General features: G+C 42.3%; 18 protein-coding genes, 1 pseudogene and 1 riboswitch. Of the genes and pseudogenes, 1 reads left to right on the top strand and 18 read right to left on the bottom strand.

Features of this window, described 5'->3' with window-relative positions; translation table 11 throughout:
- Positions 1-252: 252 nt before the first annotated feature.
- The 4 genes from AC5JM2_RS10900 to ntrB all read right to left on the bottom strand — a co-directional run bounded on the left by AC5JM2_RS10900 (position 253) and on the right by ntrB (position 4525).
- The gene (locus tag AC5JM2_RS10900; protein WP_495834897.1) at positions 253-936 is read right to left on the bottom strand and encodes a universal stress protein; all 684 of its coding nucleotides are present in this window, start codon (positions 934-936) and stop codon (positions 253-255) included.
- A 115-nt stretch (positions 937-1051) separates the two neighbouring features.
- Positions 1052-1888 (bottom strand): ABC transporter ATP-binding protein, encoded by an 837-nt coding sequence (locus AC5JM2_RS10895; protein ID WP_495834896.1) that lies wholly within the window; start codon positions 1886-1888, stop codon positions 1052-1054.
- A 111-nt stretch (positions 1889-1999) separates the two neighbouring features.
- Entirely contained in the window at positions 2000-3412 is a 1413-nt protein-coding gene (locus AC5JM2_RS10890) for an ABC transporter substrate-binding protein (RefSeq protein ID WP_495834895.1), read from the bottom strand.
- Between the two features lie 261 nt (positions 3413-3673).
- A complete protein-coding gene (gene ntrB / locus AC5JM2_RS10885; protein ID WP_495834894.1) occupies positions 3674-4525 on the bottom strand; it encodes a nitrate ABC transporter permease in 852 nt (283 codons plus the stop codon).
- Between the two features lie 96 nt (positions 4526-4621).
- A riboswitch (cyclic di-AMP (ydaO/yuaA leader) is annotated at positions 4622-4817 on the bottom strand.
- 254 nt (positions 4818-5071) lie between these two features.
- On the opposite strand from ntrB, the gene AC5JM2_RS10880 reads away from it, so the two are divergent.
- Positions 5072-6265 carry a sensor histidine kinase gene (locus AC5JM2_RS10880; RefSeq protein ID WP_495834893.1) on the top strand — a complete coding sequence of 398 codons (1194 nt, stop codon included), beginning with the start codon at positions 5072-5074 and terminating at the stop codon, positions 6263-6265.
- Between the two features lie 10 nt (positions 6266-6275).
- Here the strand turns inward: AC5JM2_RS10880 and rnc are convergent, their stop codons facing one another.
- The 14 genes and pseudogenes from rnc to infA form a co-directional block, all read right to left on the bottom strand.
- The gene (rnc, locus tag AC5JM2_RS10875; RefSeq protein ID WP_495834900.1) at positions 6276-6959 is read right to left on the bottom strand and encodes a ribonuclease III; all 684 of its coding nucleotides are present in this window, start codon (positions 6957-6959) and stop codon (positions 6276-6278) included.
- A gap of 114 nt (positions 6960-7073) precedes the next feature.
- Positions 7074-7436 (bottom strand): annotated as a pseudogene (locus AC5JM2_RS10870) (Swt1 family HEPN domain-containing protein); the annotation flags it as partial.
- A gap of 599 nt (positions 7437-8035) precedes the next feature.
- Positions 8036-8788 carry a phycobilisome rod-core linker polypeptide gene (locus AC5JM2_RS10865; RefSeq protein ID WP_495834892.1) on the bottom strand — a complete coding sequence of 251 codons (753 nt, stop codon included), beginning with the start codon at positions 8786-8788 and terminating at the stop codon, positions 8036-8038.
- Positions 8789-10039: 1251 nt separating this feature from the next.
- Positions 10040-11140 (bottom strand): peptide chain release factor 1, encoded by a 1101-nt coding sequence (gene prfA, locus AC5JM2_RS10860; protein WP_495834891.1) that lies wholly within the window; start codon positions 11138-11140, stop codon positions 10040-10042.
- A gap of 105 nt (positions 11141-11245) precedes the next feature.
- Positions 11246-11485: a 50S ribosomal protein L31 gene (gene rpmE, locus AC5JM2_RS10855; RefSeq protein ID WP_495834890.1), complete on the bottom strand. Its 240-nt coding sequence runs from the start codon at positions 11483-11485 to the stop codon at positions 11246-11248.
- A 173-nt stretch (positions 11486-11658) separates the two neighbouring features.
- Positions 11659-12072, bottom strand: coding sequence for a 30S ribosomal protein S9 (gene rpsI / locus AC5JM2_RS10850; RefSeq protein ID WP_495834889.1), 414 nt, complete (start codon positions 12070-12072; stop codon positions 11659-11661).
- Entirely contained in the window at positions 12072-12533 is a 462-nt protein-coding gene (gene rplM, locus AC5JM2_RS10845; RefSeq protein ID WP_495834888.1) for a 50S ribosomal protein L13, read from the bottom strand. The genes rpsI and rplM overlap by 1 nt, the downstream gene beginning before the upstream one ends.
- A gap of 41 nt (positions 12534-12574) precedes the next feature.
- A complete protein-coding gene (gene truA, locus AC5JM2_RS10840) occupies positions 12575-13402 on the bottom strand; it encodes a tRNA pseudouridine(38-40) synthase TruA (protein ID WP_495834887.1) in 828 nt (275 codons plus the stop codon).
- A 199-nt stretch (positions 13403-13601) separates the two neighbouring features.
- A complete protein-coding gene (gene rplQ, locus AC5JM2_RS10835) occupies positions 13602-13952 on the bottom strand; it encodes a 50S ribosomal protein L17 (protein WP_495834886.1) in 351 nt (116 codons plus the stop codon).
- Positions 13953-14045: 93 nt separating this feature from the next.
- Positions 14046-14993 (bottom strand): DNA-directed RNA polymerase subunit alpha, encoded by a 948-nt coding sequence (locus AC5JM2_RS10830; protein ID WP_495834885.1) that lies wholly within the window; start codon positions 14991-14993, stop codon positions 14046-14048.
- Between the two features lie 1118 nt (positions 14994-16111).
- Positions 16112-16510, bottom strand: a complete 399-nt coding sequence (rpsK, locus tag AC5JM2_RS10825; protein ID WP_495834884.1) for a 30S ribosomal protein S11 — start codon at positions 16508-16510, stop codon at positions 16112-16114.
- Positions 16511-16566: 56 nt separating this feature from the next.
- The gene (rpsM, locus tag AC5JM2_RS10820; protein WP_169265242.1) at positions 16567-16947 is read right to left on the bottom strand and encodes a 30S ribosomal protein S13; all 381 of its coding nucleotides are present in this window, start codon (positions 16945-16947) and stop codon (positions 16567-16569) included.
- A 100-nt stretch (positions 16948-17047) separates the two neighbouring features.
- Positions 17048-17161 (bottom strand): 50S ribosomal protein L36, encoded by a 114-nt coding sequence (rpmJ, locus tag AC5JM2_RS10815; protein ID WP_010998333.1) that lies wholly within the window; start codon positions 17159-17161, stop codon positions 17048-17050.
- 140 nt (positions 17162-17301) lie between these two features.
- Complete coding sequence (gene infA / locus AC5JM2_RS10810) at positions 17302-17511, bottom strand: translation initiation factor IF-1 (RefSeq protein ID WP_102204356.1); 210 nt, start codon at positions 17509-17511, stop codon at positions 17302-17304.
- Positions 17512-17530: the final 19 nt, after the last annotated feature.

The raw sequence follows: 17530 nt of genomic DNA, 5'->3' as shown, positions 1-17530 counted from the left end.
ATACGCGATACCCCTGCGCGCAGCGCAGGGAGGTAACTAGCAACTTGGGTTATTACGGATACGCACTCATATTCGCTTCGATTGCTCCGGACGGTAATTTAATCCGACATGATAAGTAGCTCAACTTAATTAAATGTAAAATGTCATTGCGAGTGAAACGCAGTGGAGCGTTCGCGCAGCGTGTCCCCTTGGGACTCAGCAATCGCAGAATTTCTATCTTAAGTTTTTTTAGGTTGAGCTACTTATCACTCATCAGAAGGGAACAAAATTAGGTATACCCAGTACTGAACAAGGAAAGTTGGAACCAAGCTGTTGAACTATTGGATGATTAACGGAATTACAGCCAAGTAATAGTAAATTTGCAGCCTCTGATTTAACAACTTTCCTAAGTTCCTTGGCAATACAACCAAAGCGAAGATGAGCTTTAAAAGAACTTTTCCATTCTGCAGCTAGACAACTTGCTTGGCGAATAATACATTCTGCTTGGGTAAATTTATCTATCAAGATTTCTTGGGAATAGCCTGCTTTCTCCTGCATTTTTGGTTGAGTTATCACACTTGTGTCAAACCCAACTGAGGAAAAGCTAGTTGAACAGTGTGGTGGATTTTGTTCCGTAACATGTTGATTGGGAAATTTCTCTATTTGTAAAACATCTTCAGGATGAGTTCTCTGATTTTCCTCGATCACATAGACTACTTGAACTGTTACTTGCGCTTTTGTAGCTAAGCGTGTTTGATGAGCTATTAATAAGGCAATATCTAAGGCGGTATGACTGTTCGGAGAACTGTTATAACCAACGATTAAGTTAATTGATTTTTCTGATTGAGCCTGTGCAGAAAGAGCTGTTTCTGGGACGGATAAAAGTACCATTTGCTCAATTAAATCGTCTCTTGCGATCGCGTTCTGCAGGCGTACTAAGATAGGTTTAAGATTCATAACTTTATCACCACGCTAAAGAAAAATTTACAAAAACAATAACTAGTTTGTTGTTCCTAATTCGTAATTGACTTAAGAATAATGAATGACGAATTATGAACTACAGATTTTTTTATTACTCGTCTTGGGTGAAGTACCGATCCAGGAAGTTGAGCGCGTAGTTGCGGAGTTCGTAGTATTCTTGTGAATTCCTCATAGCATTGCGATCGCGTGGATGAGGAAACGGTACTTCCAGTATCTCTCCAATATTAGCTGCTGGTCCATTAGTCATAAGAACAATGCGATCTGACATATAAATAGCCTCATCCACATCATGAGTAACCATCATCACTGCTTGTCGGTGATTTTCCCAAATATCTAATACTTGTCGCTGCAATTTTCCGCGAGTCAGTGCATCTAAGGCTCCAAAAGGTTCATCCATCAGCAACATTTTTGGGCGAATTGCCAATGCTCTGGCAATACCCACTCGCTGCTTCATACCACCAGAAATTTCATCAGGATATTTATCTGCTGCTGCTGTTAAATTTACCATTGCCAGGTGTTCGTTCACAATGCTAATTTTTTCAGAACGATTAGCATCTTTTAGCACTTCGTCTACAGCAAGCCGGATATTTTCCCGCACGGTTAACCAAGGTAAGAGCGAATAGTGTTGAAACACCATCATACGCTCTGCTCCTGGTTTACGAATTTCTTTGCTATCTAACCGCACCGAGCCAGAAGTTCCTTTTTCCAATCCTGCTACAATTTTCAAAAGTGTGGATTTTCCGCAACCAGAGTGACCTATAACAGAAATATATTCATCTTCCCCCACTGTCAAATTAACGTTATCTAAAACAACAAATTGATTGCCATCAGGTGTGGGATATGATTTATGTAAATTTTCAATTTCTAGAAATCCACTACGAGGTGAAGTCGTATCATAGGCATCTTTTGAGAAAGAGGTAGATTTCATTTGACACTCCTACAACAGTCTATTTATTTAGTGATTTATTATTAGTTTGTAAATTAAGTCATTTACGAATGACAAAGAACAATCAACACAGTCAAGTTTAATTTGCTCATCTTAAGACATAAAGAAAGATTTAGGAGCGTTAGCTCTAATCTCAAAACTTTTAAGATATCCCACTGGATCGCTGGGATCAAAAGCTTTTTTATCGATAAATAGTTCAGCTTGTTCTATCTTGTAATCTTCTTTTGGGCATTCAATTCCCATTTCAGCAGCAATTTCTCGATACAAGTCAGTTCGCCAACCTTTACGCGCTATTTCTTCAGCATTTTTGGGAATTTGTTTAATTTGTCCCCAGCGAGCCGACTGAGTCATTAGCCAAATACTCTGAGATTGCCAAAGAAATGTTGAATGGTCATTTGGTGTTTTGACAAGGTTAGCAGGTTTATCGAAGAAGATTGTTGTTTCAGGAGCTTTCCAAACTCGTTTTTTACCATCAAAACCACCATAATTGTAGTTACCGACAATAGCGGCTTCTGTTAATTTGAGCTTTGCTCCGGTAAACGATTTACTCGTGAGAATTTTAGCTACTTCCTCCCGGTTTTTTATGTCGCTACAATAGCGACAAGCTTCTATCATTGCTTTAACCAAAGAGCGATAAGTTTTGGGATTTTCTTTGATGAAAGACTCCATAACACCTAGAAGTCTATCTGGGTGTCCTTGCCAAATTTCTCTCCCTTGAGCAAAGGTGAAGCCAATTCCGTCATTACCAGTAATTGCCCGTGAATTCCAAGGTTCCGCCACCATATAACCTTGCATCGCCCCAATTCTCATATTCACCACCATCTGTGGAGGTGGGACAATGATAATGCGAAATTCTTGATCAGGAGCAACTCCAGCAGCCGCAGCTAAGTAGCGGACAAAGTATTCATAAATTGCTGAACTCAGCACTACTGCCCAAACTCTTTTCTCTGGTGCTAATTTTTCAAAATAATTGCGAAAATCTCGTCCAAACTCTTCTAAATTGCCGTTATAGTCTCGCCAAGGACGCAACCCAGACTCCCACATTCCTTTATTCATTGTCATCGCATTACCATGACGATGAATTGTCATCGCTGCACACAGGGGAGCATGACGTGCGCCTTCTGCACCAGTTCTAGCATTCGTAACTGCACCACTCACAACTGGTGAAGCATCAAGGCGTCCAAAAATAATACCGTCACGAGACGTCGCCCAGCTTGCTTCACGGCTGAGGGTGACATTTAAACCATACTTGCGGAAAAATCCTTTCTCCCACGCTACAGCAAAGGGAGCGCAGTCATTCACCGGTACGTATCCCACTGTAATATTAGGTTTTTCTAGTGTCTTGGGATCTACGACTGGTTCAACCGCCGACGCCGCTTTTGACAATCCTTTAGGGGCACGGTTAGCGTTAATGGCACAAGAAGATAGTCCAGTTGCGAGTGCTGTAGCTCCCAGTCCTGTGATAAAGTCTCGTCGCTTCCAGTTATTTGTGTTATCGTCACTCATGAACAACCTCCTGCGGCGGCGAAATGACTCAGAATAATAACGAGGGATACAAAGTTCTTGTTTGGACTGTCACATACTTTATTCGTGTACACGAATAGCAGGTAGGCTGCTTGTAAAACAGTGAATTTGTTCTTTGAATTTTAAATGGCTTATCTGTCTGACTTACAATTGATGAGTTTTTTAAAAAGGTCAGATTTCATCAGAGGTGATAATACGGTGGTGCGATAATGCAGTGGTAAGCACCATATATTTGATGAAGAACTAATTTGAACTTATCGGGCGACGAGTGACAAAAGCTTGTATTCTGCCTATGGCGTAATCAAGCAACAACCCTGTTAAGCCGATGACTAGCACAGCAAGAAAAACGGAATTGAGATTTAGGCGACTCCACTCATCCCAGACAAAAAAGCCAATCCCAATACCACCTGTAAGCATTTCTACAGCAACAATAACTAACCAGGCAATGCCTATACTAATTCGCAAACCTGTAAAAATGTATGGTAAACTTGCAGGCCAAATAATTTTTGTAATTCTTCGCCAACGGGGCATTTCAAGAACTCGTGCCACATCTATATAATCTTTGGAAACACTGGAAACTCCCAGAGCAGTGTTAATAATTGTTGGCCACAAAGAAGTGATGAAAATCACGAATATTGCCGATGGATCTGCCAAATTAAATATAGCTAAAGCAATAGGAAGCCATGCCAGGGGTGATACTGGTTTGAAGATTTGAATAACGGGATTAAGAACCATCATTGCCGTTCTTGACATCCCGATGAGAAAACCAACAGGAATCGCGACTAAAGCACCTAGAGTGAAACCTAATAAGACCCGTCGAATACTTGCGATTAATAGCCAGCCAATACCTAAGTTGCCTGGCCCTCTTTGGAAAAATGGGTTAAGGATGTAATCTAAATTTGCTGCTAACGCTTCAGGTGGCGTGGGCATCAACTCATGATTAGCAAGCGCAACAATCCACCACACAACAATAACGCCTAAAAAACCAAGCAAAGGTAGCAAGAAAGCATCCCGTACAATAATAGGTTTAGCGCGTTTCCAAGTTGTTCGACTAGCAACCGCCAAAATGGCAGCTACATTAAGTTGAAACACCATGTATGACCTCAACAGACTTTACGCAGGTACAATTAGTCCGAGCAGTACCAGCCAAGGATACTGATGAGATCACAACATTACAATAATGCTGCCTCTTCAGTCTCCTCTCATTGCCTACGAAGTTAGCTGACGGGCTAGGGTTGAGAGATACCCCTCTTATAGAAGAAGCAAAAAACAAGAAGCGAAAAGATACATCTACTCTTTGTTCCTTCTAGTTAAGATACGCCCCATACTTTGGTTCCTCCGCTCCAACTGATGCAATGCAATTCATTGGATTAGGCTGACTTACTCTATTTTGATAAATGTAACACCAGTAAATAGTTGCGTCAAGCAACCCTAGGATATACTTTTTTTGGCTAGAAGACTAGTTTTCTTAGAAAGCAAATTCATCTAAATGATAGATGAATAAAGATATTTACGAAAATATGTATTTTTATTTCTAATTATTACATATTTTTAGTAAAAACAATGTAATATTCCTATGCTTAGGATCTAGATCATAGAATGATTTATTCTATTTGTTGTATATTTATCCACCCATGAGTGATGAAAGATTTTAGTCAATTGCTGCGGGATAAAACTCAGAGGATTATAAAACAATGGCTGGAAGCTGTTCGTAGGGATAAAAAGATTTCCAGCACCAATCATCTAAGCCGTACAGCTATTGAAAATCATCTTGACCATGTCCTTTTGGCACTAGCAACTGTGCTTTCTCAATATCAAGATGATGAAGTCCAATCCTTAGTTCAGGCTAGTTTAGAGCATGGAACTCTTAGGGCGGAACAAGGTTTCGATGCAGCAGAAATTGCACGAGAGTATCGGCTTTTGCGTAACACAATATTTGTCACTTTAGAGCCAGAATTCCTGCAAGCATCAGCAAAAGAAGTAATGCGAGCCGTACATTTGATTGATATGGTGTTGGATGAAGCAATAGCCTATTGTTTTCAAAGTTACACAGAACAACGATTAACAGAACTAGAGCAGCTGCAAAATCACTTAACCCTTAATAATCAAGAACTAACCCGCTTAGTGCGGGCAAGTCAAGATAATTTATCGTATCTGGCGCACGAACTCAAAAACCCATTAACTTCGATTATTGGTTACTCAGATTTGTTTTTGCGCTTACAACGCCAAAAATCAGAAGAAAAAGATTCCTTTAGCCATCTAGAACACATTGACCGCGTGTTAAGCAGTGGGAGACAATTAATTCATCTGATTAACGATGCATTGGAGATTTCTCGCTATGATGCAGGGCAGATGAAACTACAGTCAGAGCCAATCAATGTGCATGAATTAATCAGAAATGTTTACGAAATGCTGGAACCTTTGGCTAGTCAAAAAAACTTACAAATTGTTATTGATTGCAACCATGCTCCTCACGAAGTTGTAACAGATCCGTTACGATTACAGCAAATTGTAACGAATCTTGTGAGTAATGCGATTCGCTACACAGAGTCAGGAACGGTAAAAATTAAGTGTGAAACTTTAGACATTGGCAAGTGGAGTATTGCAGTTTCAGATACTGGAATTGGAATTGAGCCAGAAGATCAAGTACAGATTTTTCAACCTTACTTTCGCATTGGTTCTGGTAGTAAATCCTTCCTTCCCAGTAGTACCGGCTTGGGCTTGGCAATCGTTTCACGGCTGATAAAACTGTTGCAAGGTGAAATTAGCTTAGTTTCCCAAATAGCAGTAGGTTCTACTTTCACTGTGACTTTGCCGTTAAAAGTAGAAGTGTGAGGTGTATATCTCACATTAACCTTGATTTTTCTAGCCTAGCTAGCGCGTTTTCAGCCGCAGCCTTCTCAGCATCTTTCTTACTGCGCCCTTTACCTTGTCCATACTCTTTATTTCCCACAACTACTTTAGCTACAAACTCTGGAGCATGAGAAGAACCACCTACTTGAACTGTGACATACTTGGGTGGTATTTGAGTGATGTTGCGTTGCACCCATTCCTGAAACCGATTTTTAGAGTCTACATTTGAGCGCAACTCCACAATACTCTCAGGAACAGAGTCAAACAACGGTTCCACAACAGCACGCACTGCTTCAGTATCATAATTGTTGTCTAAGTAGTAAGCGGCGACGACTGCTTCAAAAGCGCTGCTGAGTAAATTGGGATTTTGGTAACCTCCTTCTAAAGTTGCACCTTTACCTAAGCGCATTCTGCGATCTAAACCAACCTCAATGGCAAATTTTGCTAGTTGCTTTTCATCAACCAGTGCAGAACGCCGACGAGTTAACTCATCTTCTCCCTTTTCTGGGTAACGACGATAAAGGTATTCGCCACTTAAAAAAGTCAGCAAAGCATCACCAAGAAACTCAAGACGCTCGTTGTGTTCTCCTTCTTGCGGGTTTTCATGGACATAGGAACGGTGTGTCAGCGCACGGATCAAAAGAGAAGTATTCTGAAAGTTTTGGTGTTTGATAATTTCAGCTAATTTGTCTGTGTTGGAGTCTTTTTCGGCTTGTTTAGAAAAAAGTTCTTTTAAGACTTTTTGCTTATCCTGTTCTACAATACCTGTTTCTGGTGCAGAGATAGCTTTCAGGAGTCGAGCGATCGTGTCTAAAGTGCGATAAGTGTCTTCAGTTGAAAAGTGAGATTGATGCGCCCAACTGTTACTGGCTTCCATGAGTTCACTCACTAAAGCACCCTCAGCGTAACCTAAATTTTTACTGAATACCTGATTCCACTGCCCAATAATTACTTTTAATAAAGTAAAAACATCATTACCTAGAATCTCTTCTGGGCTAAGCTTTATGGGTGAGTTATCAGACATTGATGATGAGATAATTCTTAGCCAGCGCTCACCATAAACTTTTTGCATCTCCCTTTTTACATAAGGGTACAATCCTTGATTTAAAAAAGTAAAACTTCTGCTAATTTGTTCGTGGTTAGTCACAGCCATCTATGTATCTCAAGTAGTATTTTCCGGAGATTTATGAAATTTATCTTCTTTAATTTTTATAAATTAGTACTGTAAAAAACCCTAAAAATTACGAATACATAATATTGCCGCTTCTTCAAAAAACAATAATTCGGATTGCCAATAAGAATAATCCACAGAGTTGCATCTGGTATCTATAGCAATCCTAGATGATGAAAAAAGTTTTGATTGAATTAACCGCAGGAGGCAAGAGAGAGCGTTGAGGAGGAAAACAGAGAGTTTCACGAATAATTTCGGACTGCTATATCAGGTTTACTAAATTATAAATTGTTGCGATAGATTGGGAAATTAAAAAGTGTTTAATTTACTTTGAACCCAAGATTCCTAGATACTTGGTGCCACAAGCTAAACACACATTTCAGACGACTCACTGTGTTTATTAACAGAGTTGATAAATAACGTCAATAAGCTGAAAAATCATCTAGAGCAAATAAGGAGCCAGATTTAAGAACTCAAGATTCAGAAATATATTTTCTAAACCCTAGCACCTGAATTCTGACTCCTCTATCTTGGAAGATTACAGTCACGTTGTATCGTGCTTGCTAAATAACCAGCCGTAGTTACCGGCGGCGATAAGGCACTGTTTTCTCGTAATCAATGTTGTAAGGCGAAATCCGTTGTGGAGGATTACCTGTTGGATTAATACTCTGAGCCATTGATGCAAACAGAGCTGGATCACCTGCTTTAGCCTGCTTGTCGGGTGGAGTGTAGCGACGTACAATGGTTTGCCAGATGATTTGCGGGAAGCCGAGTTGTGCACGATGGTATTCATCGTAGCGCGGAGACTTGATGTTGAATGGCAATTGGCTGGCTCCTGAAGGCAGAACCCGACGACGTTGGTAGGGAACAATGCTGTCACCAAAGTTCTCTAAGTATTCGTCGCTGTTGAGCAGATCATTGATGAAGCCAGCCCGACCTTTGGTTGCTACCACGATTGACCAAGCAATTTTTTCCCGTTCGCTGTAAACATCACGTCCCAAAATCCGCTGAACACAATGCTCAACAAAGCGGTAGTTGCTGTTGAGGTTATAGAAGCTACCAGTGAAGGTTTTGGACAAAGCCAATCCACGAATAAACTCACGGACGGTAATCTGTCCACTGCGGAGCTGCGACTCCAAAAAACGCTCCCGATCAGAGGCAAAAGCATGGAAAAATATCTGACGGTAGGCTGCCTCGATTAAGTTATCTAGGTCACTAGCAGAAAGTAAGTTGTCAGTGGAGAAGATTCTAGGCTGTTCATCACCCGGAATTTCGTAGCCAGTAACACGATTATTTTGACTTAAAGGCGCATACTCTAGCAGAGGAATAGCCACGTTTAATAACTTCCTTCTTACTAAACTTTACAAGTTTTCCTCATCATAAGGGTAAAATGGCCTAAAGTTTTCAGGAATATGATAAAACATTACACTCCTTAACATTTAGATGAAAGCCTTATAACTAAAAGCTTTCATCTCATCAAGATGACATCACTTTGGCACGTTTTGTTTGGATGCATCTCGGTTTTGATAAGTATCAAAGATGCTGGGAAGCTGTTCAAAATTCAAAAGCTTATCACTGGGAAGCATCCTAGCTTCTAAATACAGAATCGCACAAGTTGGTACATGAAACACAAAATTAGCATGCTATTTAACCCAAAAATAATCTGAAGTTCACTCTGGGCACGAAGTGTTGATGGTTAAATAACAAAGTTTTCCCGAATCGCTTTATTGGGTACAAATTGTTAAAAGAGCATATGCGGGGCGAGTTTGAGGTGTCGATTTATTGTATTCTATATTACCACAGATAGACTAGACCTCTTCCATTGGTTGGTTTATACACTAGGGTGATTGTATCTGATACCGTTTCACTTTAAGGTTGATACAAATAGAGAGCAGGGAGCACAGGGAGCAGGAGAAAGAATTAAGTAGGTCGGCGTAAATAATTATTGTTGGGATAAGGTAGGGGACACCCGAGCACCCGAGCAGGGAGAGTAAGAGTTTGAGCCTTATTTACTTTTCTTCACACAGTTTGGTTTTATTGCACCGACTTACTTAGAGACAATCATTTGTATCAGCCCTGATCGTGAAATGGTATGACTCAAACCAGAAGCGCTATAAATACGGTTCCAATGTCATGTCGAGTAGATTACTTGATAAATTGATTCAAAACAACGCATTAGAAAACCGCTTGTTGTGTTGTTTTATGTAACACACAACAAGCGGTTTTTCATGATACTGAAAAGCAGTGGCTAGTAATTAATGCAGGACTTACGCATTGAAAACCAAAAACCTCGATTGCCCCTTCAAAAGCAGGGGAAATCTTAAAAGCCTAGGACTTACGCACTGTACAAAAAAGACATCATGTGTATAACGTGATTTGGTCGTTCCAGACTTTTGATAATTACCGCCAGATGGGTGACGATCACTAAAAGATGATCGGAAAATTCACATTTGAATGCCTCAAACCCATACCTCATATTTTGTATTTCCTGTCAATACGTAAGTCCTAAAGCCCCTTTTTAACTCTATTGGAGGATCTCTTCTGCGTAAGTCCTATAATGATAAAAAAACTACCAAACCTAAAGATTAACTATTAGCGCCAGAAGCTGCGAGTTCTGCTAAGCGTTCTTGTTGATCTTGAGAAATACAAGCTTGAATAATGTCCTCAAGTTCGCCTTCTAGAACTGCGTTAAGCGAATAGTTATGATTTAAGCGGTGGTCGGTGGCACGGTTATCTTTGTAGTTATAAGTGCGAATCTTTTCAGAACGCGATCCTGTACCTACTTGCGATCGCCGCATAGAAGTCACAGCTTCCTGTTGTTCTCGCAACTTCATCTCATACAGTTTTGCTCGCAGGATCTGCATTGCCCGTTCTTTATTTTGTAACTGGCTGCGTTCTTCTGTACAGAAAATCCGGATACCAGTAGGTTTGTGGAACAAGTCAGCGGCTGTTTCCACTTTGTTGACGTTTTGTCCACCAGCACCACCAGAACGAGCTGTGCTCATTTCAATATCCTTCGGATCAATGTGGATTTCTACGTCATCCACCTCTGGCATGATCGCCACAGTTGCTGTTGAGGTGTGAACCCGTCCCCCAGCTTCAGTGACTGGCACACGCTGCACGCGATGCACTCCAGCTTCAAACTTTAGCTTGCTGTATACGCTATCGCCTTGAATTTCCAAAATGGCTTCTTTAAAGCCGCCCATTTCCGCCAAGGACTCACTGACTAACTTCACGCGCCAACTTTGGCTGTCAGCATACTTTGAGTACAATCGTACTAAATCACCAGCCCAGATACTTGCTTCATCACCACCAGTACCCGCACGAATTTCCAACATGATGTTTTTATCATCGTTGGGGTCACGAGGTAGTAGCAATATCTTTAAGCGATTTTCTAATTGTTCTATTTTTTGCTCAAGTTCTTGAACTTCCAGGGCTGCCATTTCTTGCAGTTCTGGATCACTTTGAGATTCTTTGAGCACCTGACGCGCCCCTACGAATTCTTCCTGGGCGTTTTTCCAGGTTTCGTAGGTATCTACCACTTCTTCTAAAGAAGAGCGTGCCTTTGCAATTTTTTGATACTCATCAGGATTTTTGGCAGTATCGGGGTCGGCAAGGCGACGAGTCAATTCATGAAAAGTTTGTTCAACGGATTTTAGTTTCTCCAGCAGGTATGTTTCAGCCATGACGAATACAGTCACTCCTTAAAAAATAGCAAATTCGCTTGAGCATTAAATACAACAATCGACCCAGCTTATGCAGGGTCGTTGTTAAAAGCTAAAGCTAAGCGGCTACTTTTTCCTTCTTCCGCCTTTGGATTGACCTTCCATCATGCCATATTTACGCAGGAAGCGTTCTACGCGACCTTCGGTGTCAATTATCTTCTGAGTACCTGTATAAAAGGGGTGGTTTCCAGACCAAACATCTACGTGCAATTCTGGCTTAGTAGAGCCAACAGTCATCACAAGTTGACCGTTACAGTAAACTTTTGCATCTGGATACCACTGGGGATGAATCTCTGGTTTCGCCATTTTTCTTTCCGTGGTCTATCTATACCAATTATAACTTTCAGGTTTTCCGCGGGTTGTAGAACTTTGGATTTTAGATTTTTGGGATTATCATAGCAACCGCTGATCAAGGCAGGTGTACGTGGTCATCACAGAAAATTATCTGCGTCAAGGGTGCAGTTAAAATCCAAAATTGCTTAACGCTTGGAGTACTGAGGTGCTTTACGAGCTTTGTGCAAACCGTATTTTTTGCGCTCTTTTGCTCGTGGGTCGCGAGTCAGGTAGCCTTCGATTTTTAAAGGCGGACGGTTTTCTGGGTCAAGTTGGCAAAGTGCACGAGCAACTCCCAGACGAACTGCATCTGATTGTCCAGTTAAACCGCCCCCTTCAGCTTTGACGAGAATATCGTATTCATTTTCCAAGCCTAAAGTTTCTAAAGGTGCTTTGGCAAGGGAAATGTAGTTTGGGTTGAATTGGAAGTAAAGGTCTCCTGGTTTGCCATTGACAATCAATTGTCCAGTACCGGGAACCAAGCGAACCCGCGCGATCGCGGATTTACGACGACCTGTACCCCAATACATAGCACGACCGCTATTATCTGCTGCTTGCATTAATCTTGTACTCCTGGAATTGTCTGAATTTGTAACTCTTTTGGTTGTTGTGCTGCATGGGGATGAGTTGGTCCAGCGTAAACTTTTAGCTTAGTAAACAATTGCCGTCCCAAGCTATTTTTCGGTAGCATACCTTTGATGGCATGTTCCACAATCCTTTCTGGCAAACGTTGTTGTAGCTTGTCAAAGGTTTCGGTCTTCATTCCACCGGGACGACCGGAATGACGACGGTAAAGTTTTTGTGTGCGTTTTTTACCTGTTACTTCGACTTTTTCAGCATTTACAACGATGACAAAATCACCTGTGTCCATGTGAGGGGTATAGTGGGGTTTATTTTTCCCTCTGAGAACCATAGCGATTTCGCTTGCTAAGCGACCGAGGCGTTGGTTAGTAGCGTCTATGACGTACCAATCGCGCTCCATAGTATTCTGAGGAGGAAGATATGTTTTGTCTGTTGTCATTTGTCTTGAGTCCTTTGTCTTTAGTCTTTTGTCTTTAGTCCTTATTGACCAAAGACTAATTTGGGTTGGGTTTCAAACCAAATCTCTGGGGGAAACGGGAAATCAGGATAGCCGACTCGCAACAAGCACAAGCCGTGAGCAGGCGCGGCATATTTTACTTCTTGACGTCGTTGATCTTTCCAAATGTCGGTGAAACTAGTTAGTGTGAGTTGTCTGGAACCAACTTGTACCAACATTCCTACTAATAGCCGCACCATACCATACAAAAATCCATCTGCCTGAATTTCAATATAAAGAAATGGTCCAGTACGATAACACTCTGCTGCTTGTACTTCTACCCAAGAATGCTGGCGTCCTGAGTTTGCTCGGTGAAAAGCAGCTAGGTGGTGCTTTCCAATCAAAGGTTCCAGTGCAGTCTGGATGAGAGATTCATCCAAAGGTTCGAGATAATAATGCCAACTAAAAGCGCTGGCAAACAAGTTCGGTAACTTTTCAGTATAGAACGTGTAACGATACCGTCGATAGATAGCACTAAAACGAGCGTGCCAATTGTGACTCACTTCTGCGGAGGCTCGAATTAGTATATCTTTGGGCAAATAGCTGTTAAGAATGGTTGCCCATTTGTGAGCGGGTATCGGACTTGTGACATTAAAATGTGCCACTTGAGCAGCTGCGTGAACTCCAGCATCAGTTCGCCCTGCGCCGTACAGCGTCACTGGATGACCTAGGATATGAGAAAGAGCTGTTTCTATCTCTTCTTGGACAGTGCGTTGTTGCGGTTGCCGTTGCCAGCCATGAAAATGAGTGCCCAGGTATTGAATGACCAGGGCGACTCGAATTTTTTGTGTAGGCTGGTGGCTACTTAACATAAAATCAACTTGAGGCGGAAGTTAGAAAGATAAAATTTTTATTTGTATCCCTGCGGGTTCGCCAGTCGCCTGCAGAAGAGCCAGTACTTGATTAGGGTCTCCCTCTCCTGACGGAGACGCTACGCTAACACGCTTGTTCTGGCGTTGGAAACCCTACCAAGAGAGCTGGTCTCACCTTCTAGTTTCTACCTTTATTTGTTTAGACGAGTTCGATGATTGCCATCTTAGAATTATCACCCCGGCGTGGTACGGTATGCAGGATACGGGTGTAACCTCCTTGGCGATTCCCATACCGTGTGGGAACTTGCTCAAACAGAGCATGAACAAGTTGTTTATCGTATATATAACCGAAGGCTTGACGGCGTGCTGCTAAAGAACCTTCTTTCGCAAGAGTAATCATTTTGTCCACTTCAGAGCGTACCACCTTAGCTCGGGCTAAAGTGGTAGTAATTCGTCCATGACGAATTAATTCAGTGGTAAGCGCTCGCAACAGAGCGCGGCGTTGGTCAGCTGGTTTGCTGAGTTTTTTGATCCGACAACGGTGACGCATAATCTTTTGTGTTAGTTGTTAGTTGGTAGTTGGTAGTTGTTAGTTGGTAGTTAGTTGTTCTACTAATCACTCACAACTAACGAATAACCAGTTTTAGGCGTGTTTGTTAGCTCTTTCAGTTGGTAAGGTGATTCCCAAGCGTCGCTGTAAGGCTTCAACAACTTCTTCAGCTGACTTTTGACCAAAGTTTTTTATTTCTAATAGGTCTTCTTGGGTGTAATCCAACAAATCAGCTACAGAGTTTACTTGTGCTCGTTTGAGGCAGTTATAAGCTCGTACTGACAATTGCAACTCTTCAATAGGAATCTGAGCGGTTGGGTCGTCTGGGATTTCTGCGCCTACATCCGGTATATCGAGCGAGATCTCTTTCAACGGGTTAAACAAATCCACCAGTATAGTAGCGGCAGAGGAGAGTGCTTCTTGAGGGGTCAAACTACCATTTGTCCAAATTTCTAGTAACAATCTGTCTTTTGGTATCCCACCCTCTCCACGAGTTTCTTCAACGCTGTAGTTGACTTTCCGCACTGGCATAAATATTGAGTCGATTTGGAGAAAGTCCAAAGATGTGGCTTCTTCACGACCCCGCTCTACAGTACGATATCCTTTGCCTCTTTCAATCCGAAATTCCATTTCCAGCTTGCCACCTTCAGCGACAGTAGCTATGTATTGGGTCGGATCGATGACTTCTACTTCACTAGGCAAATCAAAATGTGCTGAAGTGACTGTTGTTGGACCTGTAACGAGTAAGCGACCAATTTGGGGTTGAGAGGAGTAGCTTTTAAGAATCACTTCCTTCATTTTCATCATCATTTCAAGCACATCTTCTCGTACACCATGAACGGTGGCGAACTCGTGTGTCACGCCTGCAATCCGAACAGCAGTTACAGCTGTCCCCTCTAGGTTGGAAAGTAATACCCGTCTCAGGGCATTGCCAACTGTCGTACCTTGACCGCGCTCTAGAGGTTCTAAGACGAATTTACTGTGATTACTCCTATTGTCTTCAGTACTTGACTCTACACATTCAATTTGAAACTGCGCCATGGGGTCGCCTCCCTTCATATAAGGTCTTGCTAGTAGACAAATTTATTGCCTTGAGTGACACTTTCGTTATCGTGAAAACCGTCTTTACCAGTGTCCTTAAGGGGCAGTCCGACGCCCTTGCGGGTTCGCCAGCTCCCTATGTCGGTAAACCCCAACACAACAGCCAGATCTGGCAGGGGGGGAAACATCGGTGCTGCACTGGTCTCACCAGTTGGCCAGAGTCAGCAAACCCGTTCAAGGGAAAGCTCTTCAAGTCGAGCCTGGGCTGTGCTTCAGTGTGCTCCTTTGTAGACGTTCTTTGGGTAATTTTGCCAAATAAGGCTGCAAGTGACGTCCGGAGATCAACAGAACACCTACTATCTTTGAGGATGCCGAAAAGCGCGTCTACAAGCTGACAAACCCTTTCACCAGTTCTTTTGGGGAAACCAGGCAACTGCGGTCTCTCCTGCAAAGACGGTATGTGAACTAGGGAGGGCATTGCCAACGTCAGTTGCATTCTAAGGAGCACCAACCCCGTGCGGGTATCTCCTATGTTCTAAGCCCTATGCCTACGGCATAGGGCTTAGACCAGTAACAAACGTACGCTAAACCTGGCACAGAGCACCTGCCGAACCACAACACAGTGGCAAGGACAAACAGTTGTACACGAGTACCCTTGATTAAACGGCTGTTTTCATACTCGGAGGAACTTGTACAAGTAGTCCTTTCAAGTCGGCAAAGCCTTTTGCTAGTTGCTTGCTTTCGGGTTACCCTGTTGGAGCTTACACTCACCATGCGGCTCTGCCTTCTCGAATGTACTTAATGCCCCCTTAAACTACGAGGTTTATCAAACTGTATGTCCAATGATGGTGAAGTTTGATCCCAAGAATTGCCAACGGGCAGTAATGGTCTTTTGTTATTTGAAGTTTCGAGTTTTCAGGGGGAAGTTGATCAGTGGAACGAAAGAAAACTCTCCGTAATGGGGGTCTTTCGTATAATCCTTGATGCAACCTAGGTTTTCTCAAACTTCTCGCCCTTACCCTATGGCTAACGCCACGCCTTACGGCTATCGGGAACGTCCGTCGCCTAGGTCGGGAAAGCCGTCATTCGCGCTGGACTTACCGCTTCATAAATTCTCTTTAGACTCGGCGGCGCTTGGGTGGACGGCAACCATTATGAGGAATCGGGGTAATATCCCGAATTAATGTAATTTCTAGTCCAGCTCCTTGAAGTGCCCGGATAGCTGTTTCTCGACCAGCCCCAGGACCGCTGACCATAACTTCTATTTGGCGCATTCCTTGATCCATTGCTCGACGTGCTGCACTTTCAGCTGCGGTCTGGGCTGCAAAAGGAGTACCTTTTTTTGCTCCCTTGAAACCGCTAGATCCAGCACTTGCCCAGGAGATGACATCTCCATTTTGATCGCTAATGGTGACAATGCTATTGTTAAAAGTAGACTGGATGTAGGCTATCCCGTTTGGAACATTACGTTTTAGCTTTTTGCTACCTGGTTTCTTTCCGCTTTGTTGTCGCGCCATATCGCACTTAGTTAAATATTAAGGTTAAGTATTGCTGTAGTTCAGCACAGAAACAATTACTTGGATGGGGCTTTCTTCTTCCCAGCTACTGTCTGTCGTCTTCCTCGACGAGTTCTGGCGTTAGTCCGAGTTCTTTGCCCTCTCACAGGTAAGCCCATGCGGTGACGACGACCCCTGTAAGTGCCAATTTCAATTAGGCGCTTGATGTTCATTGCTTCCAAGCGCCTTAGGTCACCTTCTACTTGGTAGTTTTCTTCTATTTCTCCCCTCAGAGCTGCTACGTCAGCATCACTCAGGTCTTTAATACGAGTATCAGGGTTGACACTCGTGGCTGCTAATATCTCTTTTGATAGAGATAACCCAATTCCGTAGATATAAGTTAGACCAATTTCAACACGTTTATCACGTGGAAGGTCTACTCCGGCAATACGTGCCACAACTCGTGTCTCCCTATTCCTTAAAACTAGTAATGTGTTTTTTGTCAGTCAGCAGTTATTTGAATAAATTTTCCTGATGACTGTTCACTTTTTCCTTGTGTTATCCTTGGCGCTGCTTATGCTTAGGATTGACACAAATCACCATAACGCGACCACGACGCCTGATCACGTTACACTTTTCACAAATTTTCTTGACAGACGCTCTGACTTTCATGCTTTTTGTTGACTCCAAATAGTGAATTATAACATTTTATGATTAATCAGTCAGTAAAATTCATTATTTTTTTCCAATCTTGTATGGTATTATTTTTTACATATGTGAAATTTCATTCCGAAGAATAGTTGAAAAATGAGCTATTTCTTACGTAATCGATAAGTAATTCTGCCTTTTGTCAGGTCGTAAGGCGTTAACTCTACTTTGACGCGATCGCCGGGTAAGATCTTGATATAGTTACGGCGAATCTTGCCAGAAATGTGAGCTAACACATTGAAGCCGTTATCTAAATCAACACGAAACATTGCATTTGGCAGGGACTCGGTGACCGTGCCTTCCATCTCTATCAAATCTTGTTTAGACAAGTTT

It is taken from the genome of Brasilonema angustatum, assembly GCF_059505445.1.
The sequence above is the reverse complement of the archived record's forward strand: the minus strand, read 5'-3'. Positions and strand labels throughout refer to the sequence as shown.